This is a genomic window from Microcoleus sp. S13_C5 (genome assembly GCF_036700845.1).
Taxonomy (GTDB): Bacteria; Cyanobacteriota; Cyanobacteriia; order Cyanobacteriales; family Microcoleaceae; genus Microcoleus.
In genome coordinates, this window is the sequence record NZ_JAUBPR010000008.1 from 14,164 (window position 1) to 40,085 (window position 25,922).

Here is a 25,922-nt window from a genome sequence, read left to right on the forward strand (position 1 = left end):
CTCGGCTCGCTCACTAATCTGACCACACTGAATCTCGACTGGAATAAAATTAGCGACATCAGCTTCCTCGGCTCGCTCACTAATCTGACCACACTGAATCTCGACTGGAATAAAATTAGCGACATCAGCTTCCTCGGCTCGCTTACCAATCTCACAACACTGAATCTCATGAAAAATCAAATTAGCGACATCAGCTTCCTAGACTCGCTCACCAATCTCACAGAACTGCTTCTCAACTACAATCAAATTAGCGACATCAGCTCTGTCGGCTCGCTTACCAATCTGACCACACTCGATCTCAGCAGAAATAAAATTACCGAAATCAACGCTTTGCGATCGCTCACCAATCTGACCAAACTCGATCTTCGCTTCAATCAAATTACCGAAATCAACGCTTTGCGATCGCTCACCAATCTGACCAAACTCGATCTTCGCGCCAATCGAATTATCGATATCAGCGTGTTAGGCGAACTCGCACACAAACGTCTTACTCTCTCGACTACGCCAATTGATGCTCAAAAAGCCACAGAAGCAGTCAAAATTGCCTATGCAGCTATTGGCCTAGAAGAACCCTCCGTTATTATTTGCAGCAGTCCCCGGGACGCTTTTCTCCAAATCTTCAATTTGCCAAAAGACGACCATTCACCAAACTGGTCAAACGAAGGACATGGGAATAGATTGGGGAAAAAGCTAGACTGGAAATGGATGTCCATGTCCCCATCGATTGTGAGAGACTTTACAAGTCCGGCGGTGTGGGAGTATGAACTCCGTAGCATGACGATTGAGTCGGAAGCAGACAGCACAATGAACTCGCTAATGTACGAATTGGTTGAGGAATATGATCGATCGGAACAAACTAAGGGGAATGTTTTTCCCGATTATTTGTTCGACCTCACATACCCTGAAACCCCCACGACTTTGTTTAAAGAAATCTATTTGACTCAATGGTATATCTCTTCATTAGGCGTCAATATTTCCCAAAAGGCACAAGAAATACTTCGCTCGCAAAAGCTGCTTTTCGAGCATTGCGGTTTTATATTTCCCTTTGAAAAAATTTGCTTTGTGTGCGATCGCCCCCGCCACCTGCGCTTTGACAGTCAGAACCGCTTGCACGCGGAAGCAGAACCTGCCATTGAGTTTGCCGATGGATGGAATTTTTACTATTATCACGGCGTCAGATTGCCTGAAAAATACGGTCAATTCCACCCAAATCAATGGCAATCCCAATGGCTTTTAACAGAAGACAATGCCGAACTTCGGCGAGTGTTAATTCAAGGAATTGGTTACGATCGCATTTGTCAAGAGTTGCAAGCAAAACAAGTAGATAGTTGGCAGGAATATGCACTATTAAAAATATATAAGGTCGATGTCGAGCCGATTTGTTTGTTAAAAATGACTTGTCCGAGTACGGGATTCATTCACGCTTTGAGAGTGCCGCCTAACCTGAGATCAGCTAGGGAGGCAATTCGCTGGGTAAATTGGGATATTGATCCAGAGGAATTTTCCGTGCAGACTTGATATATAGCCTTTCTCAGGTAAATTAGAGCCTCGTGGGCATCGGGCTTAGCAGATATAAAAGCGTTTGAATTTTTAATTTCAGAACGGGGCTGACAATTCATTGAAGAACGGGCTAGGCTAGTTGTAGACTTCTATTTCCCTGCCAGGAATGCACCGATAAAATTTCATTCACCCTCCAAACATGGCAAAACAACTAGCAATAGAAACTCGCGGGCTGACAAAACAATTCGATCGCCATATAGCCGTCAATGACATCGATTTGCAAGTAGCAGCAGGCGAAGTATGCGGACTCATCGGCCCCAACGGTGCCGGCAAAACTACTTTGCTGCGGATGTTGGCGGCGGCTGAAGAACCGACTATAGGGGAAATTTACATCAACGGCGATAGGTTATTGCGCGATCAATCGCACCCAATTCTCAAACAGCGCATCGGCTTTCTTCCCGACGACTTTCCCCTTTACGAGGAATTGACTGTTTGGGATTATTTAGACTATTTTGCACGACTATACAACCTCCAGCAACCGCGCCGCCGAGAGCGAATCAACTCCGTGTTAGAACTCGTGCAACTAACCAACAAGCGCAACAGCTTAATTTCCACCCTGTCGCGGGGGATGAAACAGCGCCTGAGTTTGGGGAGAACTATTATCCACGAACCGCTATTGTTGTTGCTAGACGAACCAGTTTCTGGCTTAGATCCGATCGCCCGAATGCAGTTCCGCGAAATTATCAAAGTTTTGCAACAAGTCGGCATCACCGTAGTCATATCATCGCACGTCCTCAGCGACTTAGCCGAACTTTGTAGCTGGGTTGGTATCATGGAACTCGGATATCTGGTCGAAAGCGCACCTTTACAAGAACTTTACAAACGCCTCAGCCGCCAGCAAATTTTCATGTCGGTTTTAGGAAATCAATTAGAAGCGCTAACATCGGAATTAAAAAACTTTCCTTGGGTGGAAAATTTGGCAATAATCCCGGAAACTCAACAGGTATGCGTAGATTTTTCAGGAAGCCCGGAAGATGCCGCAAACTTATTACGCGAACTCGTCGCGGCCAACATTCCCCTAACAGAATTCCACTGCACTCAAGAAGACTTAGAAACCATCTTCCTCAAGATGGGACACCAGCAAGCATCCTAATTTGCTTTTTCCCTCGTTACCAAGATGAACAGTGAGTTATAACTAACTCATCACCCATTCCTAATCACGAATAACCCATGACTCTCAACTTACTAGACAAAATAGGCAACTGGAATCCCCAGTTATTTCGAGAAATCAAAGGTCGCTTGAATACTGCCAATATGGCGATCGCCTCGGCCAGTTCCCTCAGCGGTCAACTCCTGCTATTTATGTATTGTACTGCCCAGATACCCGTTACCCCTCTTAACTGGAATCAGACTGACCCCATCTATCACAGATTTTGCGCTTTAGAGACGGCCAATTCCTATGATACAAAGTGCGTCACAGACGCCTTGGGCAACTTGGTCATTAACTGGCAACTGTGGTGGCTAGAGATTTTCCTTTGGTTGAGCCTATTTAGCGTGTTAGCCCTTTTAGTAGCAGGCACTTATATACTCATCAGCGACTTAGACAGGGAGGAACGCCGCGGCACTCTCAACTTTATTCGCCTCAGTCCCCAGTCTGCCCAAACAATTTTTCTGGGCAAAATTCTCGGCGTGCCAATTTTACTTTATCTAGCAGCAATTCTGGCAGTACCGCTGCACTTGTACGCTGGATTAGCTGCTCAAATACCCCTGCATGAAATTTTATGTTTCTATACAGCAGTTGCAGCTAGCGGTGCTTTATTTTACAGCGCTGCGATGCTATTTGGATTGACAACGAGTTGGTTGGGAGGATTGCAACCTGCGTTGGCTAGCATTACGGTTTTGGTTTTTTTGTGGATTTCTGCGATCGTGGAGTTCACTCGCAGTGCTTGGGATTTGCTAACTTTTTTGTCTCCCAGTGCTATCATGAAATATCTGCTTTTTGGAGTTGTTACTAAATATAATAGTTTCAATTGGTTAGTTGGAGATTTAGATAAGTTGCAATGGTTTTACTCGCCAGTCGGTACAAATATTGCGAGTGGCATTGCTTTGTCTCTCTTGATTTGTGGTACAGCAACCTACTGGTTGTGGCAGGGATGGCAGCGCCGCTTTCCCAATCCCAGTGCTACAGTTTTGAGCAAGCGGCAAAGTTATTTGGTAGTTATGTGCTGTCAGGTAATAATTTTAGGGTTTGCACTCCAATCAAACCCCATAGCAGGCCGTAATATCAGCGCTTTACTTATCTTTAATTTGCTGATATTCTTAGCTTTAATTGCAGCTTTAACATCTGAGAGACAATCTTTGTACGATTGGGCGAGGTATCGGAAACAAATCGTTCCCAGCAATCAAAAGCTGTGGCGACGCTACCCACTACTCGATTTAATTTGGAGCGATAAAAGTCCGTCTGTAGTTGCGATCGCTATCAATTTGCTGATTTCAGTCATAATTTTAACACCTTGGACGCTGTTTGAAAAATTTGAGACAAACGGATTTTGGGGTGTACTTCTCTCCATGAATCTCATTCTAATTTACGCAGCCATAGCCCAACTATTCCTATTTACAAAAACCAGAAATCAGGAAATTTGGGCACTCCGCACAGTGGGTGGCGCTATCTTGTTGCCGCCTGTGATTTTACTTATACTCTTCCTCACCCCAGAAAAAGCTCCTATTTTGTGGTTGTCTTCAACATTTGCCAGCTTTTGGTTTTCGTCGTCTCTCGTAGCGTCAGAAAATACCATTTTGTTCTCCATACTCAGTCAGTGGACTGTATTGGTGTTGTTGAACCTCAAATTGCGATCGCAACTGAGACTCGCAGGGCAATCAGCTTCTAAAGCACTGCTGAAAGCTTGAAAAAGTAGGGGAAGGAATTAAACGTGAAACTCCGATTCAGGCATGGATTTAAACCCCTGCCTGAAAGCTTAAGTCGTCTGAAAACGACTGTTTAACGGGAGCATCTCAATGAAAGCAGCCAAGCTAGAAATAGGAGTTAGGAGTCAGGAGTCAGGAGGCAGGAGAAAAGAGGAAGAAGGAAGGAGGCAGAAGAAGTGTTTTTACAAATATGAGATGATCCCTGTTCAACTAACTTGTTATGCCTATTCCGCATTTATAATCCACTTGATATGGAGCGAGGGTGGTCGCCGCTACACAGAAAAAGCCCACCTTCGCAGACTTTAAGATTAAAGTTGAAAAATAATTTCTGACTGGACATATCCAAAATTATAGAGTCAGCGTATATTACTAATGAACGCAGTACAAAATTTCATGGGTTCGCACCCCTAAAAATTTCAGCTTGCCTGTTTGCAGTTGAGCTGCGATCGCCCGCCAGCTACACACCCCACTATAAAATACGGCTAAGTGCTCTGTATTTAGGAGTTGGTTTATTTGAATCGGGGGGCTGGTTTATATGTCTTTTTAGCTGCTTGTAATACTTTTATGGCAACCCACCCCCTCTAGCCGAAAATAAGAAAAACTCTCCTAAAAGTGCCAATTTGTGATATTTGGACTGAGCATATCACTGCCGTTAGGCAACAGAAGTATCAAATTTAGAGGGTGATTAGAAGATGGCATAAATTAGAGACACCCCCAAGCAAACTTGCTAGCATGAACTCCAGAAGAGGATCGGATTTTTGGTTTGATGGGAAATGACACCCTTGCCGGAAACTCTGGTAATGACAGCGTTTAGGGAGGTAAGCAAAGCGATTTAATTGATGGCAATTTAGGTCAAAATTCGCTCTGTGGAGATTGAGAAAACGACACTATTAACGGCGGAGAAGGTAACGATTTTTTAGTGGGCGGGAAAGGCAGCGATTCCATATCGGGCAACTCCGGCACGGATGTTTTGTCGGGCGATCGAGATACTGATGTCCTGATAGGCGGAGACGGGGCCGACCTATTTGTTGTGAGGCGCTACGCTGAGGCAGATCCGGTTCGTACCAGCGGCGGTGTTAGTTTGGCAAATGCGGACGCGATCGCCGATTTTGTACCAGGTACAGATTTAATCGGTTTGGGGGAAGGTCTCTGTTTTAGCGACTTGAATATTCAGGAAGTTGGAAACGATACTGTTATTCAAGACCGGGTAACAGGAGAATTTCTCGCTACTCTCAAAGGGGTGAGACAAAGTGCGATTAACCAGGCAAGTTTCACTAATAATATTGCCAGCGTTGTTCCCAATCCCCCGCCTCCAGCGCGGACAACGGCTTATACTTTAACTCCTGCTAATCGGATTTTCGGCTTTAGTCTTTCCAATCCGGGAAGTGTCTCAGATTTGCCCGTGACTGGATTGCAAGCGGGAGAAAGTTTGCTGGGAATTGATTTTCGCTCCGCTAACGGTTTGCTTTACGGTGTGGGTTCTAGCAATCGCTTGTATACTGCCAATCCGATGACTGGGGAAGCAAGTCCAGTCGGTAACGGGCAGTTTGCTGTTCCCCTAAGTCCGGGGGCTGCGGGTTTTGATTTCAATCCGACAGTCGATCGAATTCGGTTGGTCAATCAAGCCGGTCAAAATGCCCGCCTCAACCCGGATACGGGGGCAGTTGTCGATTTTGACACGCTGACGGGGGGAATTCAACTCGACGGGAATTTGGCTTACCGGGCGGGCGATCGCAATTTTGGCAATCCGGGCGCGGCTGCTGGGGCTGCCTATGTGAATAACTTTGCGGGGGCAACTTCGACGACACTATTTGCAATTGACACCAATTTAGACGTTTTGGTGCGGCAAGATCCGCCGAATAATGGAGTGTTGAATACGATCGGATCTTTGGGAATTGATGCAGGTAGCGTTCTCGGGTTTGATATCAGGAGTGTTGGCGGTAACGAGACGGCTTTGGCTGCGATCGATGTGGGCGGATTTTCCAGCTTGTACAATATCAATTTGACAACCGGTCAAGCTTCGATCGTCGGTCAAATTGGCGACGGCAGGGGATTTAAAGGTTTGGCGCTAACTTTGATTTAGATGTTCTTAGTTGCAAATCTGGGATAGTGGTAAGGTGCGAATTACGCACCTTACAAATAGGGTTAAGGCATAAGTCCTCTTAGTCAAACAAGTTTTGGAAAGCATACCAACCATCACCGAGATAAAAAATATTTTGATCGCCGTTGTTGCTACCGGGCGCAAAGCTAAAATTTATAGCCTTGAAACCACCGGCTTTGCGAGATAAATCCCGAACGAAACCCTGATGCGCCCACTTACCCTCTATCTCAATTGAGGTGATATTGGTTGTTGTCGGCGAGATTGCCAGATTATTTGGGGCAGATTCAGATTGGTCGTACACTCTGTAGACACCAAGAACCTCAAAAATTCCTATTTTTTGACTCGGATTAAACTCCAATACTTTGTTTTGAGAGGTTGCGACTTTTACTCGATCGGCTAATCTTTCTAATGTCGGCTTGTAAAGCGTGAAATTGAACCATAATAAAAGATGTGTTGCCCAAATTAGTGACAAAATCCCTGCTAGCAATGGAATTATCCACCAACGAAACTGTTTCAGCCATAGACGTGCATTGATGAGACTGTACACCCAAATTAGCAAGATTGACAGCCAAAGCAACCAAGCTAAACTATCCCAACTAAAATTAGATAATGAAGATAATAAATTTAAAGGAATGTACAAAATAAATTTAACAGGAGCTAGGATAATGTTAGTTATATCTATAGGGTCAATAATTTGATAGCTGGGCGACAAAAAGCAGCATAAGATAGTAGCGAAAGAGAAAAAGGCTATGCTATTGCAAATCTTCCCGGTCGATACTTTTAACCTTGAAATAATTTTCATTTTTTATTATTCCTGAAGTTGTTGATGTTTTCTCTATTTTAAACTATAATAAATTTAGGAGTTACGCACAAACTCTATCTGTAGGGCGGGCCATAAGCACTTTACCCCCTACAAATAGTGCAAAAATTGCACCTTTGCGTAAGTCCCTACAATTCATCGCCAATCTGAACAGCTAAAACATAAGATGTTATCTCAAGTTTTTTACTTGCTGCGTTCTCGTGCTGACGGCAAATATATCAGCGCTTGTCCCAATCCAGATTCGGCGGTGAGTTACCTGCTGATGTTTCGCGAAGATTATGACGCTTTGAGCTATCTCAACGCCCACGCTGCTGATGTTGCCGATCGATTCGGAGTAGAATCGATTTCGGGTTCTCAGGTAAAAAAGCTACTCGAACGTTGGGGATTTAACGGTGTGGGGGTTGTTCAAGACCCGCTGTTACCCAATATTGAGTTTTTATTGACAAAGAATTGACAATTGACAACATTTGCGCTTAACCCGGTTTCTGGAAGAAATCGGGTTTTTTTGTCATGTTTTGAGGATCTCGTCCGATCAAGCTTGTACACTTCTTGGCCCCATATCTAGTGCAAATTGTCAAATATATTAACCTTTTACCCTAAATCTGAATCCTGTTGTATATTCGTAGTCTGTTGATATATTCCGACACGTCAGTACACAACCTATGGTTCGAGAATTAGAGCGATCGAGTGCCCGCGAGAAACGCAACCTGTCCGATTTTCCCGAAACAGCACCCGCAGCCAATCCAGTATTTTTTAGGACTTACAGCCGCCGTACCGAGAGAGGGCGGGAGACTTGGGAGGAAGTGTGCGATCGAACAGTCAAGGGGCTGCAAAAGCTGGGAAACCTCACCCCCGAAGAAACAGAACTGCTGCACCGGATGCAAAACCAGCTCAAAACCCTCGCTTCAGGCCGCTGGCTGTGGGTAGGTGGCAGCAAATGGATCGAACAACCAGAGAATTTTTCCGGGGCATATAATTGTTCCTCAACAAATATTATCGACTGGCGTTCCTTTGGTTTGTTGATGGATTTGGCAATGATGGGCTGCGGCACTGGGGCAGTCTTGGAACCACAATATATCAACCAACTGCCGCCGATTCGCAACCGCTTAACCCTAACCATGCAAGGCGAAATCGGCTCTACACCCGCCCAGTCGCGCCGTCAAGAAACAGAAGTAAAAATAGCAGAAAAAACCGCAACTATTTATGTCGGAGATTCTCGCCAAGGTTGGGTGAACTCCTATCAAACTTTGCTGGAGTTATCCACAGATGAAAGATTTGCAGGAGAAGTTCAAGTATTAATCGATTTGAGCGACGTTCGCCCGGTGGGAGAACCTTTAAAAGGTTTTGGCGGAGTAGCAAATCCGGTGAAATTACCAGACCTTTATCAGCGCTGTGCGGCAATTTTGAATAAAGCTTTAGGGCGGCAGTTAAATTCAGTTGAATGTTGCGTGTTGATTGATGAAGCAGCGGTCACAATTGTTGCTGGCAATATTAGGCGCAGCGCGGGGATTCGTCAATTTGATTCTAGTGACGAACTAGGCGCAAATGCTAAAAATAATCTGTGGCAGCAAGATGAAAATGGCAACTGGAAAATCGACCCCGATCGAGATGCTTTGAGAATGGCAAATCACTCTCGCGTTTTTCATCATAAACCGACGCGGGAAGAGTGTATTGATGCCGTTCGCCAACAGTATTATAGCGGAGAAGGTGCGATTCAATGGTCTGGGGAAGCCATAGCAAGATCTAACTGTGATATCTTAACAAGTCCTGAACTCAAGGATGAATTTCTCAAAGCCTACGCTCTTGGCAACAGTAAACATTGGTTGCAAAAGCATTATCCTCACATTTCTGAAACTGAAATCAATCACCGTTTGGCTCGCTATGGTTTAAACCCTTGTCATTCGGGCGACACATTAGTTTCAACTGACCAAGGATTAGTCCCTATCAAAGATTTAGTTGGCAAGCATTTTAAAGCCTTAGTTGATTTGCGGTCTGTGGGACTAGATGGGTTGAAATTAACTGATGCGATCGCCTTCTCTACTGGTGTACAGAATACCTACTCTATCACACTAGAAAATGGGCTTCAGATGAGATGTACTGCTGACCATCAACATTTTACCGATCTAGGTTGGGTAGCAACCAAAGACTTAACCCCCGAGCGCGCTATCTTCATCCAGAGAGGAGAAGGGAGTTTTGGCCAAAGTACGATCGCTGTCACTCAAGCTCAAATGTTAGGTTGGTTGTATGGAGATGGTTCAATTTACCAAGGAGCTAAAGGCTTAGACGCAGTATTCTACATGAATCAAAAAGAATATTCAACTGTATTTCCTGTTCTCTTTGAAGCCGTTGAATCTTTGACAGGCTATCGCCACAAGCCCAGTATAGTTAAAGGAGTCTATACTTTTCACAGTGGCTCACCTTTGATGCACTCATTCCTTGAAGAATTAGGGATTCAGTCTAAAGACTGTTTGCCGAATACATTTCTATCTCAATCAAAAGAGGTAATCATTGGTTTCCTTCAGGGATTGTTTTGTTCCGACGGTAGCGTGAGTATTAAAGCAAAGCACATAGAACTTCGCAACCGTTCTCAGGAATTACTGAAACAAGTTCAACTATTGCTGCTCAACTTGGGAATCAAAAGCAGTTTAAAAATCAAGGAAAAACCAGGTGGTAAAGGAGTTCCATATACTTTAAAGGATGGCACTGAGAAAGTCAGTAATAACCGAGGGAGTTGGCGAATCATAATTTACTCAGGAGATGGAGTCAAAAACTTCTGTAAATTGATTGGTTTCCCACTTGTGCCAGAAAAACAACAGCGTTTAGAGCAACTTGCTATCAAACTGCAAACCAGGAATTACAGCGAAGCAGTTGTCAAACAGCGCTATACTTCAAAAGTGAAAAGTGTAGAAGAGTTCGGAGAAGAACCAGTCTATGACCTCCATGTTCCCTTAACTCACTCTTTCATTGCTAATGGTTGTATTACTCACAATTGTGGGGAAATCATCGGCTCGAATTTTCATTGCAACCTTTCGGAGGTTCACCTCAATCAACTTGACCCTTACAACTTCAAAGAACAGGAGGAAGCTTTCAGGGCTGCGGCTATATCTGTGGCGGTACTTCTCAATCACAAATTTATTGAACCCCGCTATCAATACAGCCGCGAATTAGACCCGATTGTCGGCGTATCTTTCACGGGATTGTTCGATTTCTTCGTTCACGCTTTCGGCGTTGAGTGGCTGCGCTGGTGGGTGGAAGGCCGCCCGCAAACTCCGCAAGGAATCGCTTTTAAACAGCGGGAAGAAGAGTATTTGAGTGGTTGGCGCGAGATTGTCAATCGGGTAGTTTGGGATTATTGCGATCGCCATTCCTTAAAACGCCCAAATCGCTGCACAACGGTTCAACCATCGGGTACTAAATCTCTGCTGACAGGTGCTTCTCCCGGCTGGCATCCGCCGAAAGCCCAGCGTTTCATTCGCCGAATCACTTTCGGCAAAAACGACCCCGTAGCCCTCGCCTGCATCGACTACGGATACAACGTGATTCCGTCTCAATCTGACAAGGATGAAAACGGCAATTTGCTGAACAATCCCTTCGATGAACGCTGTACAGAATGGCTGGTAGAAATACCTGTTGCGGTAAGTTGGGCTGACTTGCCCGGTGCTGATGAAATAGACATTAACAAGTTCTCAGCGGCGGCACAAATGGACTTTTATATGCAGGTGCAAAAGTTCTATGTCAGACATAACACTTCGGCCACGATTGAACTGCGCGAAAATGAAGTGGAAAGTTTGGGTACGCGGATTTATGAAGCGATTCGCGATGATGAAGGCTACATTTCCGCAGCGCTTTTGGCTCGGTTTGATGCTCTTGAAACTTTCCCGCGTTTGCCATTTGAACCGATAAACAAGGAAACTTACACCAAGATGGTGGAAGAGGCTTTAGCGCGTCGCCAAATAGATGTTTTTCATGCGGCACTAAGTCGCTATGACTTGGGTGAAATGATGGATTCGGGGCCGGCCGGCTGCGATTCCGATAAGTGTTTGATGCCGGAGACTAAGGCTATGTAATAGCCAATAGCCAAATCCCCGACTTCTGAAATTACTTCGATATTTCACGAACATAACCAGAAGAAGTCGGGGATTTTATTTCTCAACCGTTTATGTAATAATCCCGCGTTCCCTTCGCATTCATCGCTTCACCGAGTCGATTTAACCCGTACACGTAAGCAGCAGTTCTCATGGAAACTGACAATTCCTGAGATTTTTTCCAAATTGCCTCAGTTTCTTCGACCATTTTATGCTTCAACCGCTGGTTGACTTCCTCCAGCGTCCAATAAAGCCCGCTGCGATTTTGCACCCACTCAAAATAACTAACCGTTACGCCTCCGGCATTGACTAAAATATCAGGGATTACCTGAATTCCCCTCGCTTCTAAAATCAAATCAGCACCAGAATCAATCGGGCCGTTAGCTACTTCAAAAATAAACTTAGCCTTAACATCATTAACATTCGATTCAGTTATTTGATTCTCCAAAGCTGCTGGAACCAGCACGTCTACATCTAATGCTAAAAGCTGTTCATTTGTCAAGATTTCGTGTTCTATAATATTGCAAACTGAACCTTCGCAGTAAACAGCTTTAATACCTTTGTTAGAGTCTTTAAAGCCTCGAATACTGGGGATATCCAGCCCTTGTTTAGCATAAATTCCCCCTTGGGAATCGCTGACAGCCACAACTTTGTAACCTGCTTTCCAGAGCAGTTCAGCTATTTCGGCACCTGCATTACCAAAACCTTGTACTGCTACAGTGGTATCTTGAGGATTGAGTTCAAATTTGGGTAAGATAGTTTCTACTACAAAAAAAGCACCCATTGCTGTTGCCGTATCTCTGCCCAGACTGCCACCAATTGTCACTGGTTTACCAGTCACAACCGCTGGAGAAAGCTGCCGCTTAATAATATTATACTGATCCATCATCCAACCCATAATCATGGGGTTGGTGTAGACATCCGGTGCGGGAATATCAACATCGGGGCCGATGAAATCTGCGATCGCATCGACATAGCCCCGGCTCAACCGTTCCAATTCCAGTTTGGACAATTCCTTGGGATTGAGAGTAATTCCGCCCTTGGCTCCTCCAAAAGGCAAGTTCAAAACTGCACATTTAAAAGTCATCCAAAATGCTAAGGATTGTACTTCATCAAGGGATACTTCCGGATGATAGCGCACTCCCCCTTTAGACGGGCCTCTGGTATTGTCGTAGCGCACCCGATAACCTTGAAAAATTCGCAGGGAACCGTCGTCCATCCGCACGGGAATCGATACAATTAAACTGGATTTGGGGTGTTTCAGCCTTTCGATCGTATCCTCGGAAAGGGACACATATTTTAAGGCTCGTTCTAATCGGCGGCTGGCATCGGCAAATAATGAATCAGACATAAGAAGTTAGTTGACTGTTGACTGTTGTTAGTTGACTGTTGTCAGAGAGAAGAAGGCTTCGGGTGCTTAAGCTAATTTAATCACAATCCTGGTTGAATGCTGCCTCCTTTCTTCTGACAACAGTCAACAGTTAACAGTCAACTACCTTGTGTCGATCGACAATATAGCAGTGCCAAGCAGCGATTAAGCAGATACACTTACAATAGAAGGTGATATTTAAGCTCAAGCCGCAATTTGAGTTCGCTCACTCAAATCACAGCCAGCCATCAGGGGAATTAAATTCTGAAATAGATCGAGGCTTTAGCTGACGTTAGAAACTGAATTATTATTATGGTTGGACTGCTAGCCGCACTCTCTGCGTCTGCGGCAGGGGGTATGAGAATTGCCCTGCCCCTGCTGTTAATTGGTTTGTTGCGGATTGATAAACTTTGGTCGGAAATACCTTTATTGTCGGGGGTTCCCCCCCAGGTGGCTATCACCATCTTGGTGAGTTGGTCGCTGTTAGAGTTATTTGCTTCTAAAACCTTTGTAGGACAGCGGGTACTGCAAATTGTGCAAATTATTTTCAGCCCCATTGTAGGAGCAATTATGGGAATTGCGATCGCTCAGGTAAGTTTGAGCGAGGAAATTATTGCTCACCCTTGGATGCTGTGGATAATTGGTGTTGTCGGAGGTTTGTTGGCTTTAGTGCTGCAACTGGTACAAGCAGGATGGTTTTACCGACTGCAGGGTTTGCCGATTTGGGTGATTTTCCTCCAAGATGTTCTGTGCATTTCCTTGGTTTTGTTTGCCTTTGACGCACCGCGGCAGGGAGGGTTAGTTGCGATGACGCTGCTGTGGCTGGCTATTCGCAGTTCTAAAGAGTGGTATCGCTGGTACAAAAGTCAGGGAATACCTGGCGATAGGGGAAATCCCCGCCGCCGCAAGCGCGATCCTGATTAATTAGTGATTAGTTATTGGTGATTAGTCATTTCGTTTACGGTTGTTTCGGAATGATTTAACCGCAGAGACCGCAGAGGGCGCTGAGTCTCCAGAAGAGACAGATGAATAATTCCCATACCAACGGATTTGATATCATCAGTCCTTTGTAACAACAGTCAACAGTCAACTGTCAACAGTCAACTGTCAACTGTCAATTTAAAGCAATCCGATCGAGTGTAGCGGGCCCTGGCCCGTAATTAACTCCAGCAATAATGCCACGAAACCAATCATCGCCACACGACCGTTCCAGACTTCCGCCCCCGTGGTCAAACCCCACTCCCACTGCTCTTGAGGGTACATTTTCACTGTCTTGGAAGGGCGTATAACATCCGAGAATTTAACGCTGGGAGATTCGATCGACTCGATGACTAAATCGGCCAAAGCTTCAATAAACACCGGATGAGTATTCAGGGCGGGCACTCGGTAGAAATTCTCAATCCCCGATTCTTCTGCTAATTCTCGATACTCCATGTCAATTTCTTGCAGAGTCTCGATGTGTTCGGAAACAAAACTAATCGGAACTACCAACAAATCTTGGACTCCATTTTCTGCCAATTCGGTAATGGCGTCTTCGGTATAAGGCTTGAGCCATTCCACCGGGCCAACCCGACTTTGATAAGCTAGAGTGTGTTCGTTCGAGCGGTTCAAATGTTTCATAATCAGACGAGTGCAATCTTCAATCTCGCGCTGATAGGGGTCTCCAGCCTCTTCTACGTAGCTGAGGGGGACGCCGTGGGCGCTGAAAAAGATGTGAACTCGATCGGGATTCGGATTGTGGTCTAGTTGTTGGGCTATCAATTCCGACATTGCCTGAATGTAACCAGGCCGCTGATACCAAGAAGGAATCGCAGTATATTCTATATCCTTGAGGGCAGGATCTTTGCCCCACATTTCTTCTAGCTGCCGGAAGCTAGAACCGCTGGTGCTGATGGAAAATTGAGGATACAGCGGCAAGATTGTCAAATGTTCTATGCGATCGCGCTTAATTTTGGTGATCGCCTCTTCGGTAAAAGGATGCCAGTAGCGCATCCCCACGTATACTCGAGCATCCTGTCCCTTTTCTTGCAAGAGTTCTTGCAGGGCTAGGGCTTGTTCCTCGGTAATTCGCCGCAAAGGAGAGCCGCCACCGATTTGGCGGTAGTTTTCCTGGGATTTTTGAAAGCGCAGGGTCGAAATCAACCAGGCGAGAGGTTTTTGCATCCACGGAAACGGAATGCGAATGATTTCCGGGTCAGCAAACAAGTTGAACAGGAAAGGACGGACATCCTCGATTTGATCTGGCCCGCCCAAGTTTAATAGCAATACTCCCACACGACCCATAGCGGTTACAGCTCTCCCATCGTCTCAGTTCTGTTACTTATCTTTATCATATAACTTAATAATATCTTAAGTCGATAGCAAGGTATACATAATTTTGACTATGGCAACAATTTTTAGAGATTTAAGTTATCGGTATCAGTGTCTCTAGGATTGCGATCGCGCGTCTTGCTGCTTTGAGCGTAGGCGGCAATGCTCGTTTGGGTCAACTAGCCTGGGAAAATTTGACCGTCAGCGCCGAAACTAAAGTTTTAGACCGTTGCTGCGGTTGCGGTCAAACTAAGCAATTTCTGGTGCAATATTTCCAGGATGTCACAGAACTTGACGCTGCGGCATTATCTCTGCAATCGGCAAGAAAAAATGTACTATCAGCCAATTATGTAGAAGCTTTTGCTGAGTTGATGCCTTTTCCCGATTGTCAGTTTGACAGGAGTGCACAGCAGCGTTGCGATGCACGAAATGCGATCGGCGCAGTTGCGAAAAATCTTTCAGGAATTATACCGCGTGATCAAGCCCGGTGGTCTATTCATTTTGGTAGATTTTCCTCGACGCACAAATCCGGTATTTTGGCCAGGGTTGGCTGTATTTTTGTGGTTGTTTGAGACTGAAACTGACTTGGGGAGTTTGTTGATAGAGGGGGGATGGCGATCATACAATTCCGAAGGAACTCAACAACCCCAACTTTATGCTGGCAGCAGCATTCAAGTAATCCAAGGTCAACAATCACCGAGGGTGCAACCGGAATTAATCTGCGTTAATCTGCGTTAATCTGTGTTGATCTGCCTGTATCTGCGGTTTAAAAAATAGAATTTATTAACCGCAGATGACAATGGATTGACGCGGATTCACGCAGATAAAGAGAATAGATATCTGAATAATTCCGATGCTAACAGATTTGATATCATTGGTTTCCCTATCCATCAAAAAATCTGCAATAAGTCTACTAATGACTCATGACTAAACAAACTTTTTCGCTTCTGCCAAAGCCGCATCAAACTTGAGCAATACATCCTTTTCGGTGTGAATAACTTTCTCTTGTTCCAGCAGCGGGCGGCCAAAGCGAAAAATGCCGTCCTGTTCTACGTGCTCTACATAAGGCAGCGTTTCTGGATGCGGCAAAAATTTTCTGCCGATGGTGTACGGCGTGTGGAAAGAAAAACTAAAATCGGGAAACTTGTCGCTCTTGATTTCCAGGTAGTAAAGCGAGTAATAATCTTTGGTTTCGCAGTACACACATTCGCGGCACTTATTTACAAGTTTGCGGTTCTGATAGAAAAAATCCCACTTGTCCCAATAGTAGCCATCTTTCATCATTTCCTGGTGGTCGTCGCACAGTTCGAGATATAATTTGTCAGAATCCGCCGGACGGTAGAAGTAAAGCATGGCGTAGGGCATTTCAATCAGTAACTTGACTGCTTGATTTTTTCGCTGGTACCATTCCTGCTGGTGACCTTCGTAGACTTCCTTATATTTAATTGCTTTAAAGCTGTTGAGCTGATTTTCTTTGGCCCAGCGCGACGCCCAAACTGTCCAGTAAGCTAGCTGGAAGGTTGCTGAAATTTCTGCCGAACCTTGTTGTTTCCAGTCGGCAATGATTTTTTCCCACTCGGAACTAAAAGCTACTCGGGATTGTTCGTTTTCTGCGGGGTTTTCTGTATTGATTGGGGTGGGTATTTGGTGATTATTTTTAATCAGCCCTTTGGGTTCTTTGCGCCAATTATTAATATCGGTTGGCGTTAGACTTAAGATGAATCTTCGGTCGTGAACGGGATATTCTAAATGGATTCCTGATTTGCGGAAAGAGCGGTATTCTAAAATAGGGAGTTTGTCTTGTTCAATCCACTGCTGGCGTTCTGCTGGCGAACACTTGAGTATTGCTTCTAATTCAACGGGATCGACGGCTAATTCACTTTTGAATGTCTCCCAAAATCTTTCTTGTTCGGCTGGATTTGCTTCCAGCAGGGAGACAATTCGGTTGACGAGATGATCGGTTTTGTCTTGGCAATTTTCGGGAAGTCCTAAGAAGTCGAGGAGTTTGGTCTTGAGTATGCGTCTGGCTGAGATTAGCTCGGCTAACATGAGAAGCTCCAGTAGAGTCATGACTTGCGCCCTTGAACTGGCAAGATTTGCACAAGTCTTATATATCTTAATAGATTCTCCTGGGTTGTCGGCAATTGAAATGTCTGCGCGAGCGAAGCTATCCCCAACGCGCCTGCGGGCCCGTTGCGGTAGGGAATCGCCCACCAGCAGCCCCCTCCCTAAGCTAAAATACTCAAAACAAGACCAAAACGCCGATCGACCTTTTGCCCTTTTTGGCTAAAATCGATAATTGCGATCGCGCACCCACAAACTCACAGGCACAGCATGGCCTGTTTTGTCAACCTTTACTTCTACCAAAAAAGATTGTCGCTGGTTCCTTTGAGCTTCGCTAATCTCCTGATTGACTTTTTCCCTTTCATCCTCTGGCATATAATAAGTTTCTAAGCCGTATTCCATCTGCCAACCGTTATATTTGCCCTTAATTGCGATTTGATTTGCGGGCAAATTGGCGGGATTTTCCAGACTGACGCGGACGGGTTTCCAAGCTTGGGGGCGACCGGGATTAGTCGCGGTTTTTGGCGCTTGTAATATTACATAAAAACTGGTTGGCGGCTTGACATTCTGTGTATTTTGTGGACAAGCAACCCCGGGCGGACAAGGTGTTTTTTCGGCAGGTAAATCTTTCCAGCCGGGGAGTTTTTGCAGATTTGTGCGATCGGAAATATCATAGCTCAAAACTTGGTAATAGCCGCGCAAAAAGTCGTAAGGGTCTACTGGTGCTGTTTGCAGGACAACTGTTTTGCCAGTAATAAAAGTGTAAACTGATGGAGCTGGTACGGCGGCAATTAGTCCGATTTGCAGCAGCAAAGGAACCCACAGCCGCCACGCGGGAAGGCGTTGCGCTGCGGGGGGAAGGGTGAATGATGGGGGATTAGCGCTGGTATCTGCTATTTCGGGACTTTGATCTGTTGAATCTGGATTTTCGGTGTTCATATTGGGAATTGGGAATTGGTTCGCAGAATAATATCGTTGAGCTTTGAATCGGCATAATCATCTTCCGAGTGCAGTGCAAGGGGGACGATCGCACTATAGTAGAATGCTCCTATTCATTGGGAATTTTTGCGAAGTGGCGCTCGAACCACAAACCCGCTGCAATTACGCCAATTCCGCATAAAACAAAGACAAAAGATTTGAGCAACAATCCTGTGTTATATTCAAAGACTCTGCTGATGATTTGCAGGGTGATTAATACCATACCTCCCCAAAATGTCTGGCGGTTTCCTAAAGCTAAACCTTCTCGGATTAAGCCGACAGCGAGCAAAAATGATAAAACATTGAACAGAAAAGTTGCTAATTGAGGAAGGGGAGTAAAATTGAGGTGAATAAGCGGTATTAAGGCGCTGGCGAGAATTAAAATGCCGATCGCACCTGTGGTCAAATCCACTGCTTTTTGTTTTGGCCGCCGCAGTTCCAAACGTCCTAAACGCAGCCATTCAAACACCGTGAAACCGCCCAAAACAGCCACATTTGCCCGCAAAACCCAATCCGGATCAGTTGGCGCAGGATTCGGCGAATCCTGCCAAAAACCGTAGAAAGAAAGAACATAAAACAAAGTGGCGAGAAACAGCAGTGCTAAACTGCGGGCGGTAGGTTGAAACAGCTTGCTGCGTACCTTCGGCCAGATTGCATCGTCGTATCCCCACAGCAAAGCGGGCGGTAGGGCGCAAAAAATTGCTGTACCCCAGGTTAGATTTAAGCCTTGGACGATAGAAACTTGTAGGGAAAAAATTATCGCGATCGCACCTATGGCAAAAATAGCACGCGATCGACACCAATAAGCCAGCGGCACAAACATTATACTGGCTGCGATCGGCATTTGCCGCACCAAAACTTCCAGCCAAGAAAACTCGACTTTGGAAGACCAATCTAAAACGGCAAACCAATAGCCCCAACCGATTAAAAGTGCGGACAAAACGCCCAAGGAAGTCAACCGCAAACTGTAAGCCATTCCGAGCACGCCGATTCCCCAAGCAAGGAAAAGTCCGTAGGAAGAACCGCCAATGTGGAACATTTGCGCCATCAATGCCATATTTGCTCCTAGAATCAGAGATCCTAACAGCAACAATCCTTCACCTAGGAGTTTGTTTCGCCCTTTTGTTGCGGGCATATTGGGGTGGGAGTTTTGGCTTCGGGATGGGGGAATTCGCCACAGATAGAAACCTGCTGCATTGACTGCTACGAAAAGACTTAGCAGCAGTGCAACTCTCACTTCGCGTGACCAAACTTGCCAGTTGGCGGCTACAAAGGTGATGACTCCTATACCGAGGAGAATGCCGCCGAGACTCATCAGAATGCTGAGGAATCGGTTGCGGGAGGCGGTTTCGAGTGTGTTGAATTGGTAGCGTTCCGAAAGTTGTTGGTAGAATGAAGTGTCGATGAGTCCTTCTGCTTGCCAGAGTTTGGCTTGTTCTCGCAACTCGCGCCGAAATTTATCTGAAATCATTGTTTATATTCCAGAGGATTTGAACTGTGATAGTTTTTAATATGTCACTTGTGCGTCGATTGTCGATGGAGGCTGGGACACCTGCTGAACTTGCACAGCAGATTTGATTGATATCCTTCGGCTGTTGAAACCGTTTCTACATAAACAAACTCTCAGCAGAAAGGAACGAATAAATCAAGGAATGTAATATTATGGTACAAGCTCAATCTAAAAAATTAACTTTTGACGAGTACCTTAATTACTCAAATGATACGGGTCAACGCTATGAGTTAATTGATGGGGAGTTAATAGCTTTGCCACCAGAATCTGAACCTAATAATTTCATTGCTAACTATCTATTTTTCTATTTTGCTAGCAGCGGGCTAGTGCCACTCAGGCTGATTAAAACGCATAATTGCGAGGTTCAAGTTGCCGTTTTGCGATCGGGAGATGCGGCCAACCGCTATCCCGATTTGATAATTCTGGAACCTGAACACATTCCGCTGACAGCAACCAGGCTAACTATCACCTTCGATATGCTGCCTCCTCGGTTTGTTTTGGAGGTAGTGAGTCCGGGTAGAGTGGGCAGCGATCGGGATTACGATCCTCTTCGAGGGCTTCGCCAACGCAAACGAGCTCAGTACGCAGCGCGGGGCATTGCAGAGTATTGGGTTATCGATCCAATTGAACAAGTTGTGACGGTTTTGCGGCTTGAGGAGGGGCAATATGTTGAGGTTGGGGTGTTTCGGGATGGAGAGGCGATCCTATCTCCGATGTTTCCACAGCTAAGTTTGACGGTTCAACAGATTTTCAGTGGAGAGGTTTAAGGGCGGATCAATAGCTAATTGGTTAGCATTCATCTAACCACCTACGGATTAGTGAAAATCTCCACCCTCAACCTGATTGAGGCCATGTTTCAATCCCTGATAGGGATTTAGGTTGATTGCAACCTGTAAGTTTCGCTAACAGTCACACCATTTTTAGATAGTGACGTGAGAATATCATCAACCTTACTTTGCTAAATAAATCTAGGCGGGGAAATGTGAGTTTCCCCGCCTAAGCCCTGTAACCCTTGTAAAATCTATAGTATGGTATGTAAACACTTTATGTGTTATGTTAAAAGTGGCGTACAAAAGTATACGTTATCAAAACTATACTTATTAGTAGTTAAATATTGGAGTTACAAGATGAATAATAAATTTGAAGTTGAATTTGAAAAAGAATTTTATATGGATTATTATGATCGTCAACAGTTTAGGTTAATGGATGTGATACCAAAACCAATATGCCTTAATTGTCCACACTGCCAGGTTTATTCAGTAATGAATGTTGACCGTAAAGTTGAGCGTTTTGAGAAAGACATAGAAAACGGTATATCTTTTCAAGATAAAAATTTGATATTCGATTTTATTTGTAGCTGTTTACAATGCAACAAGACTGTGTTTGTCCAGGCACAAGCCCACGGCAATGCAGTTGATCCAGACTATCAAGTTACAGATGAACCTTTTTATCCAGGTTATCCAGCTACAGATGAACCTTTAAAAGATGAACCTTTAAAAGAAGTATCGAGCGGCAAAATACTATCAATCTATCCTTATAGGGAAAATATTACGGTTCCTTCTGAAGTGCCTGATGAATATGCAAGTGATTTTCGTGAAGCTGTGTTAGTAATGCCTCTAAGTTCTACAGCTAGTGTTATGCTTAGTAGACGTATCCTTCAAAATATTCTTAGGAATGAATTTCAGATTGAAAATGATAACTTAAAAGAAGCTATTAAGATTTTTATAAAAAAACCTAATATCCCGTCTGAAATAACAGGTGTTATAGACTATATCAGACAAATTGGAAATTTTGCTGCTCATCCCAATAAAGACCAAAACACAGGTAAAGTCTTGCCTGTTGAGCCAGATGAAGCGAAATGGTTAATAGAGCTGTTGGAACGTCTGTTTGATTTTAAGTTTATAGCACCTAAAAGAAATGAAGAGAGGGAAAATAAACTTAAGGCAAAACTTAAAACCCCAAATCAACCACAAGCCGCAAATCAACCACAAGCCGCAAATCAACCACAAGCCGCAAATCAACCACAAACCCCAAATAAACCAAAAGCCCCAAATAAACCACCCACAAAATAGTTTGTTTAGTGCCAGTGGGTTAAGAATTTACCACCGCGCTCTCACCACTCCGACCGGGGCAAAAGCTAGGCTGGGAAACGGATATTTCCCAGCCTAGTGCTTGAAACTGTTACGGAAAGGTGGCAGGGTAAGGTTTACTCTGCATAACAGGTTTTTAAAATTGGATTATTACTGAGATTCAGATTGCTGGCGGGCAATCTCTACTCCTTTGTAAACACCAAAGCCGACCAACCCTGCTACTGCCACAACACCCGCTACAGGTAAACCTACGGTTGTAGTGGTGATAAACCCAATAGCTACAAGAATCCCCGGAGCCGTTTCTAATAATTGCTGATTTTTTGATTTTGACATTTACTTACTCTCTCAGGTTTTTAAAATTGGATTATTACTGAGATTCTGATTGTTGGCGTGCCATCTCTACTCCTTTGAAAATACCAAAGCCGACCAACCCTGCTACTGCCACAATACCCGCTACAGGTAAAGCTACCGTTGTAGTGGTGGTAAACCCTATAACTCCAAGAATCCCCGGAGCTGAAGAAGTAATTGTAGCAATTGTCACAGAACCTGCCCCAGTAGCTGCCGCTGCACTACTAATAGCACCCACAACTTTCAAATCATCCATAACTCTTCCCTAAAATATCTAAAATTTCGTTTAATTGAAAAACAATTTCTTGAGTCCGTATGCTGCTAAACCGACAACAGCACCAGCAGCAACAACGGGTGCTGCACCAATTGCAACAGCCGTTCCGCCAACAGCTAAACCCATCCCACCTACTGCACTAGCTACACCAGCTCCAGCCACAGCACCACCAGCTACATACCCAATTGCCTCTGCTTTATCTTCAGAGTTATCTTTATGATTAGACATTTATCATTTCTCCAAAAGAAAGGGATTACAAATCTTTATTACATCTTCAACCTTTTTCAATTCAGCGTCTACCGTAAAAATACTTAAACATCAACTCTTTACATAAAGACCTGTACCAGCCTCTCCGACCGCTCCGACCGCGCTAGACCTTGCCACCGCTCCGACCGTGGTTAGGGTGCGATTTAGGCAGTGCCAGCCATCCAATCACCCCAAAACCCCACACACCGCCCTAAATCACCGCATTCTTAACCCTCACCAGTGCCAGCCGTCCGATCGCCCCGTTGCCTCGAAGTCATCCGATCGCCCTGTTGAATCTGGCAATTTGAAGGGGTAACGACAGCCGAAAAAATTTAGCCCCTCAAAAAAACACCTACCCACAGGCGCAAAACTCAACCATCAACCCGATTCAAATTCCAGTCGTAAGGCAAAAAAACGATCGCCCATCCATCACCCACAGCCGCCTCCGGCCCCAAATAACCGCCCACATACTCAACCACCGAACCCGCCGCTTTTACAAAATCCTCGCCGTACCACTTAAAAATCTTGCTCAAATAAAGCGTCTTTTTCTCGGCATCATATCGCACCTTATCAGGATTGTGAATAAAACGGCTGGCATCCGCTTCTAGTTGAGTCCGTACCGACTCGGGGAAATAAGCCCCCCGGCGCAGCAGCGGGCACCCGACAGAAGCGCAAACTAATGCAAAATGGATGCGCGGTTCGGCAAATTCCGGCCGCAAAATTGCGTGTTCGATTTGATTGAGACTGTACTTTTTGCCGCCAATAATCACATTTGAACGAGTGAAAAAATCCAAAAAACTCAGCCAGTTGGGAATTCCCAAAACTTTGGGACGGATCGACGCGATCGGATATACTTCCAGAACTTGAGAAATTGCGATCGCATTATACGCATTCACCCACAACGCCAGCCGCGCATCCGCATCAGTACCATCGGCCAAATCCACATCCGCCAAACTTTCCAGCCACCCCCTCAAAACATCCGCCCCCTCAGCTTTCCAGCCCCGATAATTGACGCGGCCGAAATCGTCAACGTAGCGTTGCAGCAACTCGTCCCAAATCGTAAAGTCGATCGTACCGATCATTTATTACTACCCCTAATATAAGGCGGGCATTGCTTTAGCTTCTGCATCTATTTAATACTACCGTCAACCCAAAGAATACCTCCAACGGTAGGATTTTTTAGATTAGACCCGTCAAACGGGCTCTGGATTAAATTAGCTTGAGTAAAATTAGTGCCTTGTAAATTAGCTTGCCGCCAAGAAGCCCCGCTCAAATTTGCCCCCGATAAATTAGCTTCCCTAAAATTTGATCCTCTCAAATCTGCCCCTTGCAAATTCGCATTTGCTAAACTCGCGTACCGCAGGCGAATGCGGATCAAATCGCCGCCCGGACACTGGTTAGTTTACCGCAACTAATTGATTTGCTGCGGGTTAGGTGCAATCACTGGTGTAGCCAACCCGAAAATCATTCCCCATGAAACTGCTCCCAAAGTTACAGATTTCCTGCTCTTTACATTCTACAATCTTAAAAGATTCTTAATTTCAATTTCAACGGGGATCGGTTTCTTCCGGCACAACACCCCTCCCACTTTGATCTGCAATTTTTTAATTTCCCCTTACCTCCATAACACACTATGACGGATCGAACCAACTTTTTCGATAAACTGTTAGCGGCTGTTGAAAACAATCAAAGTTTGCTCTATTTAGCCCTCGACCCCGACCCGGAAACCTTGCCCGCCCTGGTTTCCATGACTGGGGAAGAGACTCAAACTTTTGTAACTGATTTGTTGTCAAAGCTAAAAAGTGCGATCGACCAAACAGCCGATTTAATCTGTGCCTGCAAAATCACCCTCGGTTTTTACCAATCTCTCGGTATTCCCGGTTGGGCATTGCTGCAAGAAATTTTAACAATTATTCCCCCTCATTTGCCAGTAATTTTAGATGCCAAACACTGCGATTTAAATACCAGCACAGTGTTTGCCAAAATTGTATTTCAAGACTGGCGAGTTGACGCTATTACTTTAAGTCCCTATCCCGGATTCGACCAAGTAGCGCCATTTTTGTTATACGCTGGAAAAACTGTTTTTGTCCTCTGTGCCACCGCCAACCCGTCAGCGGCGGCTGTGCAAGAATACCCGACGCCAAACAACCCTTTTTACTTGCAATTAGTCCGACTATCTCAAACTTGGGGAACTCCCGAAAAAGTCGGTTTAGAAGTAGGAGTATTGCCGGATATGTTAGCCCGCATCCGCAAAGAGGCTCCTGAACGCCTAATTTTAGTCGAAGGAGACATCGCCGAAGAAAATGACCTCACAGAAGAAAACGACCTCGCACAACTGCTGGCGGCCGGTTTAAGCAAGAATGGTGAAGATTTATTGCTGCCAGTCCCCCCAAGTTTATTAGCGGGGAAAGAGCCGCGCCGAGAAATTGAGAAATTGCGGGATAGTATTAATAAACAGAGGCTGCGGGCGATCGAAGGTAGTCCCACTTGCGAATTGTGGCTGCCCGATGTTTGCTTTTTGCAACCGGAACCTCACCGCGATTTAATCTTGCAACTTTATGACATCGGCTGCGTAGTTTTTGGCGACCACGTACAAGCATCGGGAGCCGTATTTCCATATTACATCGACTTGCGGAAAATAATTTCTATTCCGCAGATTTTCCATCAAATTGTCAGCGCTTATGCAGACATTCTCAAGGATTTAAAATTCGATCGCATTGCGGGAATTCCCTACGGTTCTTTACCCACAGCAACGGGTTTAGCATTGCGGATGGAACGCCCGATGATTTTCCCGCGCAAGGAGGTGAAAACTTACGGTGCAGGCAAATTAATTGAGGGGCATTTTCAGCCAGGAGAAACCATTGTCGTAGTCGATGATATTTTGATTAGTGGCAAAAGCGTAATGGAAGGCGCGGCTAAGTTAAAATCTGCTGGCTTGAATGTGGAAGATATTGTGGTATTAATCGACCACGAACAGGGAGTTAAAGATAAGATGAAAGCCAACGGTTATCGCGCCCATTCTGTGCTAGCGCTTTCGGAAATAGCTCAAACTTTGTATCAAGCAAATCGCATCGATACCGAGCAATTCAATCTTTTGACGGCGGAACATTAAATTATAAAATATCTAGTTACCAGGCTCTGCCTGGTAATTAATACCCGGAGGCTCTGCCTCCTTTATTTATGTCTCATTTGCCTTGTTTTAATGGAGGCAGAGCCTCCTGAAATGCGTTACCAGGCAGAGCCTGGGAACGAGTAAGAATTAATTGTCTCGTTTTCTAGTTACCAGGCTCTGCCTGGTAATT

21 protein-coding genes and 5 pseudogenes are annotated in these 25,922 nt (G+C 45.0%); 15 read left to right on the forward strand and 11 right to left on the reverse strand.

Translation table 11 applies throughout. The annotated features are described in order from the left end of the window. Positions 1-18: 18 nt before the first annotated feature. From QUA04_RS29880 to QUA04_RS03975, 7 genes and pseudogenes are all read left to right on the forward strand, one after another. Positions 19-453 (forward strand): annotated as a pseudogene (locus QUA04_RS29880) (leucine-rich repeat domain-containing protein); the annotation flags it as partial. 498 nt (positions 454-951) lie between these two features. Next, positions 952-1,518: pseudogene (locus QUA04_RS29885) on the forward strand (DUF6745 domain-containing protein); the annotation flags it as partial. A 181-nt stretch (positions 1,519-1,699) separates the two neighbouring features. Next, the gene (locus QUA04_RS03955; protein WP_333253973.1) at positions 1,700-2,653 is read left to right on the forward strand and encodes an ABC transporter ATP-binding protein; all 954 of its coding nucleotides are present in this window, start codon (positions 1,700-1,702) and stop codon (positions 2,651-2,653) included. A 77-nt stretch (positions 2,654-2,730) separates the two neighbouring features. Then, entirely contained in the window at positions 2,731-4,407 is a 1,677-nt protein-coding gene (locus tag QUA04_RS03960; protein ID WP_333253975.1) for a hypothetical protein, read from the forward strand. 769 nt (positions 4,408-5,176) lie between these two features. Further along, a pseudogene (locus tag QUA04_RS03965) lies at positions 5,177-5,239 on the forward strand (hypothetical protein); the annotation flags it as partial. 72 nt (positions 5,240-5,311) lie between these two features. Beyond that, positions 5,312-5,440: pseudogene (locus QUA04_RS03970) on the forward strand (CAP domain-containing protein); the annotation flags it as partial. A 225-nt stretch (positions 5,441-5,665) separates the two neighbouring features. Continuing rightward, a complete protein-coding gene (locus QUA04_RS03975; RefSeq protein WP_333254089.1) occupies positions 5,666-6,508 on the forward strand; it encodes a DUF4394 domain-containing protein in 843 nt (280 codons plus the stop codon). 79 nt (positions 6,509-6,587) lie between these two features. Here QUA04_RS03975 and QUA04_RS03980 read toward each other — a convergent pair whose 3' ends face one another. Continuing rightward, positions 6,588-7,328 (reverse strand): hypothetical protein, encoded by a 741-nt coding sequence (locus tag QUA04_RS03980; RefSeq protein WP_333253978.1) that lies wholly within the window; start codon positions 7,326-7,328, stop codon positions 6,588-6,590. Between the two features lie 184 nt (positions 7,329-7,512). Here QUA04_RS03980 and QUA04_RS03985 point away from each other — a divergent pair, with 184 nt between their 5' ends. Next, positions 7,513-7,800 (forward strand): hypothetical protein, encoded by a 288-nt coding sequence (locus QUA04_RS03985; RefSeq protein ID WP_265236994.1) that lies wholly within the window; start codon positions 7,513-7,515, stop codon positions 7,798-7,800. A 208-nt stretch (positions 7,801-8,008) separates the two neighbouring features. Then, positions 8,009-11,413, forward strand: coding sequence for a ribonucleoside-triphosphate reductase, adenosylcobalamin-dependent (gene nrdJ, locus QUA04_RS03990; RefSeq protein WP_333253980.1), 3,405 nt, complete (start codon positions 8,009-8,011; stop codon positions 11,411-11,413). Between the two features lie 82 nt (positions 11,414-11,495). On the opposite strand, the gene QUA04_RS03995 is transcribed toward nrdJ, so the two are convergent. Beyond that, entirely contained in the window at positions 11,496-12,782 is a 1,287-nt protein-coding gene (locus tag QUA04_RS03995; RefSeq protein ID WP_333253983.1) for a Glu/Leu/Phe/Val dehydrogenase, read from the reverse strand. A gap of 330 nt (positions 12,783-13,112) precedes the next feature. Here QUA04_RS03995 and QUA04_RS04000 point away from each other — a divergent pair, with 330 nt between their 5' ends. Next, positions 13,113-13,724: a DUF4126 domain-containing protein gene (locus tag QUA04_RS04000; protein WP_333253986.1), complete on the forward strand. Its 612-nt coding sequence runs from the start codon at positions 13,113-13,115 to the stop codon at positions 13,722-13,724. A 195-nt stretch (positions 13,725-13,919) separates the two neighbouring features. Here the strand turns inward: QUA04_RS04000 and hemH are convergent, their stop codons facing one another. Further along, positions 13,920-15,083, reverse strand: a complete 1,164-nt coding sequence (gene hemH, locus QUA04_RS04005) for a ferrochelatase (RefSeq protein WP_333253988.1) — start codon at positions 15,081-15,083, stop codon at positions 13,920-13,922. 290 nt (positions 15,084-15,373) lie between these two features. Here hemH and QUA04_RS04010 point away from each other — a divergent pair. Continuing rightward, positions 15,374-15,451 (forward strand): annotated as a pseudogene (locus QUA04_RS04010) (hypothetical protein); the annotation flags it as partial. A gap of 61 nt (positions 15,452-15,512) precedes the next feature. After that, positions 15,513-15,848 carry a hypothetical protein gene (locus tag QUA04_RS04015; RefSeq protein ID WP_333254099.1) on the forward strand — a complete coding sequence of 112 codons (336 nt, stop codon included), beginning with the start codon at positions 15,513-15,515 and terminating at the stop codon, positions 15,846-15,848. Positions 15,849-16,037: 189 nt separating this feature from the next. Here the strand turns inward: QUA04_RS04015 and QUA04_RS04020 are convergent, their stop codons facing one another. The 3 genes from QUA04_RS04020 to QUA04_RS04030 all read right to left on the reverse strand — a co-directional run bounded on the left by QUA04_RS04020 (position 16,038) and on the right by QUA04_RS04030 (position 19,623). Then, positions 16,038-17,159: a hypothetical protein gene (locus QUA04_RS04020; protein WP_333253990.1), complete on the reverse strand. Its 1,122-nt coding sequence runs from the start codon at positions 17,157-17,159 to the stop codon at positions 16,038-16,040. Positions 17,160-17,396: 237 nt separating this feature from the next. Then, positions 17,397-18,113 (reverse strand): GDYXXLXY domain-containing protein, encoded by a 717-nt coding sequence (locus QUA04_RS04025; RefSeq protein ID WP_333253993.1) that lies wholly within the window; start codon positions 18,111-18,113, stop codon positions 17,397-17,399. A 109-nt stretch (positions 18,114-18,222) separates the two neighbouring features. Continuing rightward, positions 18,223-19,623 (reverse strand): DUF2157 domain-containing protein, encoded by a 1,401-nt coding sequence (locus QUA04_RS04030; RefSeq protein WP_333253995.1) that lies wholly within the window; start codon positions 19,621-19,623, stop codon positions 18,223-18,225. Between the two features lie 191 nt (positions 19,624-19,814). Here QUA04_RS04030 and QUA04_RS04035 point away from each other — a divergent pair, with 191 nt between their 5' ends. After that, positions 19,815-20,429, forward strand: a complete 615-nt coding sequence (locus QUA04_RS04035; protein WP_333253997.1) for a Uma2 family endonuclease — start codon at positions 19,815-19,817, stop codon at positions 20,427-20,429. 360 nt (positions 20,430-20,789) lie between these two features. Continuing rightward, positions 20,790-21,734 (forward strand): DUF4145 domain-containing protein, encoded by a 945-nt coding sequence (locus tag QUA04_RS04040; protein ID WP_333253999.1) that lies wholly within the window; start codon positions 20,790-20,792, stop codon positions 21,732-21,734. Between the two features lie 168 nt (positions 21,735-21,902). On the opposite strand, the gene QUA04_RS04045 is transcribed toward QUA04_RS04040, so the two are convergent. From QUA04_RS04045 to QUA04_RS04065, 5 genes are all read right to left on the reverse strand, one after another. Then, positions 21,903-22,085: a hypothetical protein gene (locus QUA04_RS04045; RefSeq protein WP_333254001.1), complete on the reverse strand. Its 183-nt coding sequence runs from the start codon at positions 22,083-22,085 to the stop codon at positions 21,903-21,905. 34 nt (positions 22,086-22,119) lie between these two features. Further along, on the reverse strand, positions 22,120-22,356 hold the full coding sequence (locus QUA04_RS04050; RefSeq protein WP_333254003.1) for a hypothetical protein: 237 nt from the start codon (positions 22,354-22,356) through the stop codon (positions 22,120-22,122). 30 nt (positions 22,357-22,386) lie between these two features. Continuing rightward, a complete protein-coding gene (locus QUA04_RS04055; RefSeq protein WP_333165514.1) occupies positions 22,387-22,602 on the reverse strand; it encodes a hypothetical protein in 216 nt (71 codons plus the stop codon). A 389-nt stretch (positions 22,603-22,991) separates the two neighbouring features. Next, complete coding sequence (locus tag QUA04_RS04060) at positions 22,992-23,702, reverse strand: DUF547 domain-containing protein (protein WP_333254005.1); 711 nt, start codon at positions 23,700-23,702, stop codon at positions 22,992-22,994. Between the two features lie 47 nt (positions 23,703-23,749). After that, complete coding sequence (locus QUA04_RS04065) at positions 23,750-23,998, reverse strand: pentapeptide repeat-containing protein (protein WP_333254007.1); 249 nt, start codon at positions 23,996-23,998, stop codon at positions 23,750-23,752. Between the two features lie 255 nt (positions 23,999-24,253). Between QUA04_RS04065 and QUA04_RS04070 the strand changes: the two genes are divergently transcribed. Next, positions 24,254-25,732: a bifunctional orotidine-5'-phosphate decarboxylase/orotate phosphoribosyltransferase gene (locus tag QUA04_RS04070; protein WP_333254009.1), complete on the forward strand. Its 1,479-nt coding sequence runs from the start codon at positions 24,254-24,256 to the stop codon at positions 25,730-25,732. Positions 25,733-25,922 lie beyond the last annotated feature (190 nt).

Bases quoted from the DNA above. Each gene is read 5' to 3' on its own strand.
- QUA04_RS03955 (WP_333253973.1), top strand. From the start codon at position 1,700: ATGGCAAAACAACTAGCAATAGAAACTCGCGGGCTGACAAAACAATTC.
- QUA04_RS03960 (WP_333253975.1), top strand. From the start codon at position 2,731: ATGACTCTCAACTTACTAGACAAAATAGGCAACTGGAATCCCCAGTTA.
- QUA04_RS03980 (WP_333253978.1), bottom strand. From the start codon at position 7,328: ATGAAAATTATTTCAAGGTTAAAAGTATCGACCGGGAAGATTTGCAAT.
- QUA04_RS03985 (WP_265236994.1), top strand. From the start codon at position 7,513: ATGTTATCTCAAGTTTTTTACTTGCTGCGTTCTCGTGCTGACGGCAAA.
- nrdJ (WP_333253980.1), top strand. From the start codon at position 8,009: ATGGTTCGAGAATTAGAGCGATCGAGTGCCCGCGAGAAACGCAACCTG.
- QUA04_RS03995 (WP_333253983.1), bottom strand. From the start codon at position 12,782: ATGTCTGATTCATTATTTGCCGATGCCAGCCGCCGATTAGAACGAGCC.
- QUA04_RS04000 (WP_333253986.1), top strand. From the start codon at position 13,113: ATGGTTGGACTGCTAGCCGCACTCTCTGCGTCTGCGGCAGGGGGTATG.
- hemH (WP_333253988.1), bottom strand. From the start codon at position 15,083: ATGGGTCGTGTGGGAGTATTGCTATTAAACTTGGGCGGGCCAGATCAA.
- QUA04_RS04020 (WP_333253990.1), bottom strand. From the start codon at position 17,159: ATGTTAGCCGAGCTAATCTCAGCCAGACGCATACTCAAGACCAAACTC.
- QUA04_RS04025 (WP_333253993.1), bottom strand. From the start codon at position 18,113: ATGAACACCGAAAATCCAGATTCAACAGATCAAAGTCCCGAAATAGCA.
- QUA04_RS04030 (WP_333253995.1), bottom strand. From the start codon at position 19,623: ATGATTTCAGATAAATTTCGGCGCGAGTTGCGAGAACAAGCCAAACTC.
- QUA04_RS04035 (WP_333253997.1), top strand. From the start codon at position 19,815: ATGGTACAAGCTCAATCTAAAAAATTAACTTTTGACGAGTACCTTAAT.
- QUA04_RS04040 (WP_333253999.1), top strand. From the start codon at position 20,790: ATGAATAATAAATTTGAAGTTGAATTTGAAAAAGAATTTTATATGGAT.
- QUA04_RS04045 (WP_333254001.1), bottom strand. From the start codon at position 22,085: ATGTCAAAATCAAAAAATCAGCAATTATTAGAAACGGCTCCGGGGATT.
- QUA04_RS04050 (WP_333254003.1), bottom strand. From the start codon at position 22,356: ATGGATGATTTGAAAGTTGTGGGTGCTATTAGTAGTGCAGCGGCAGCT.
- QUA04_RS04055 (WP_333165514.1), bottom strand. From the start codon at position 22,602: ATGTCTAATCATAAAGATAACTCTGAAGATAAAGCAGAGGCAATTGGG.
- QUA04_RS04060 (WP_333254005.1), bottom strand. From the start codon at position 23,702: ATGATCGGTACGATCGACTTTACGATTTGGGACGAGTTGCTGCAACGC.
- QUA04_RS04070 (WP_333254009.1), top strand. From the start codon at position 24,254: ATGACGGATCGAACCAACTTTTTCGATAAACTGTTAGCGGCTGTTGAA.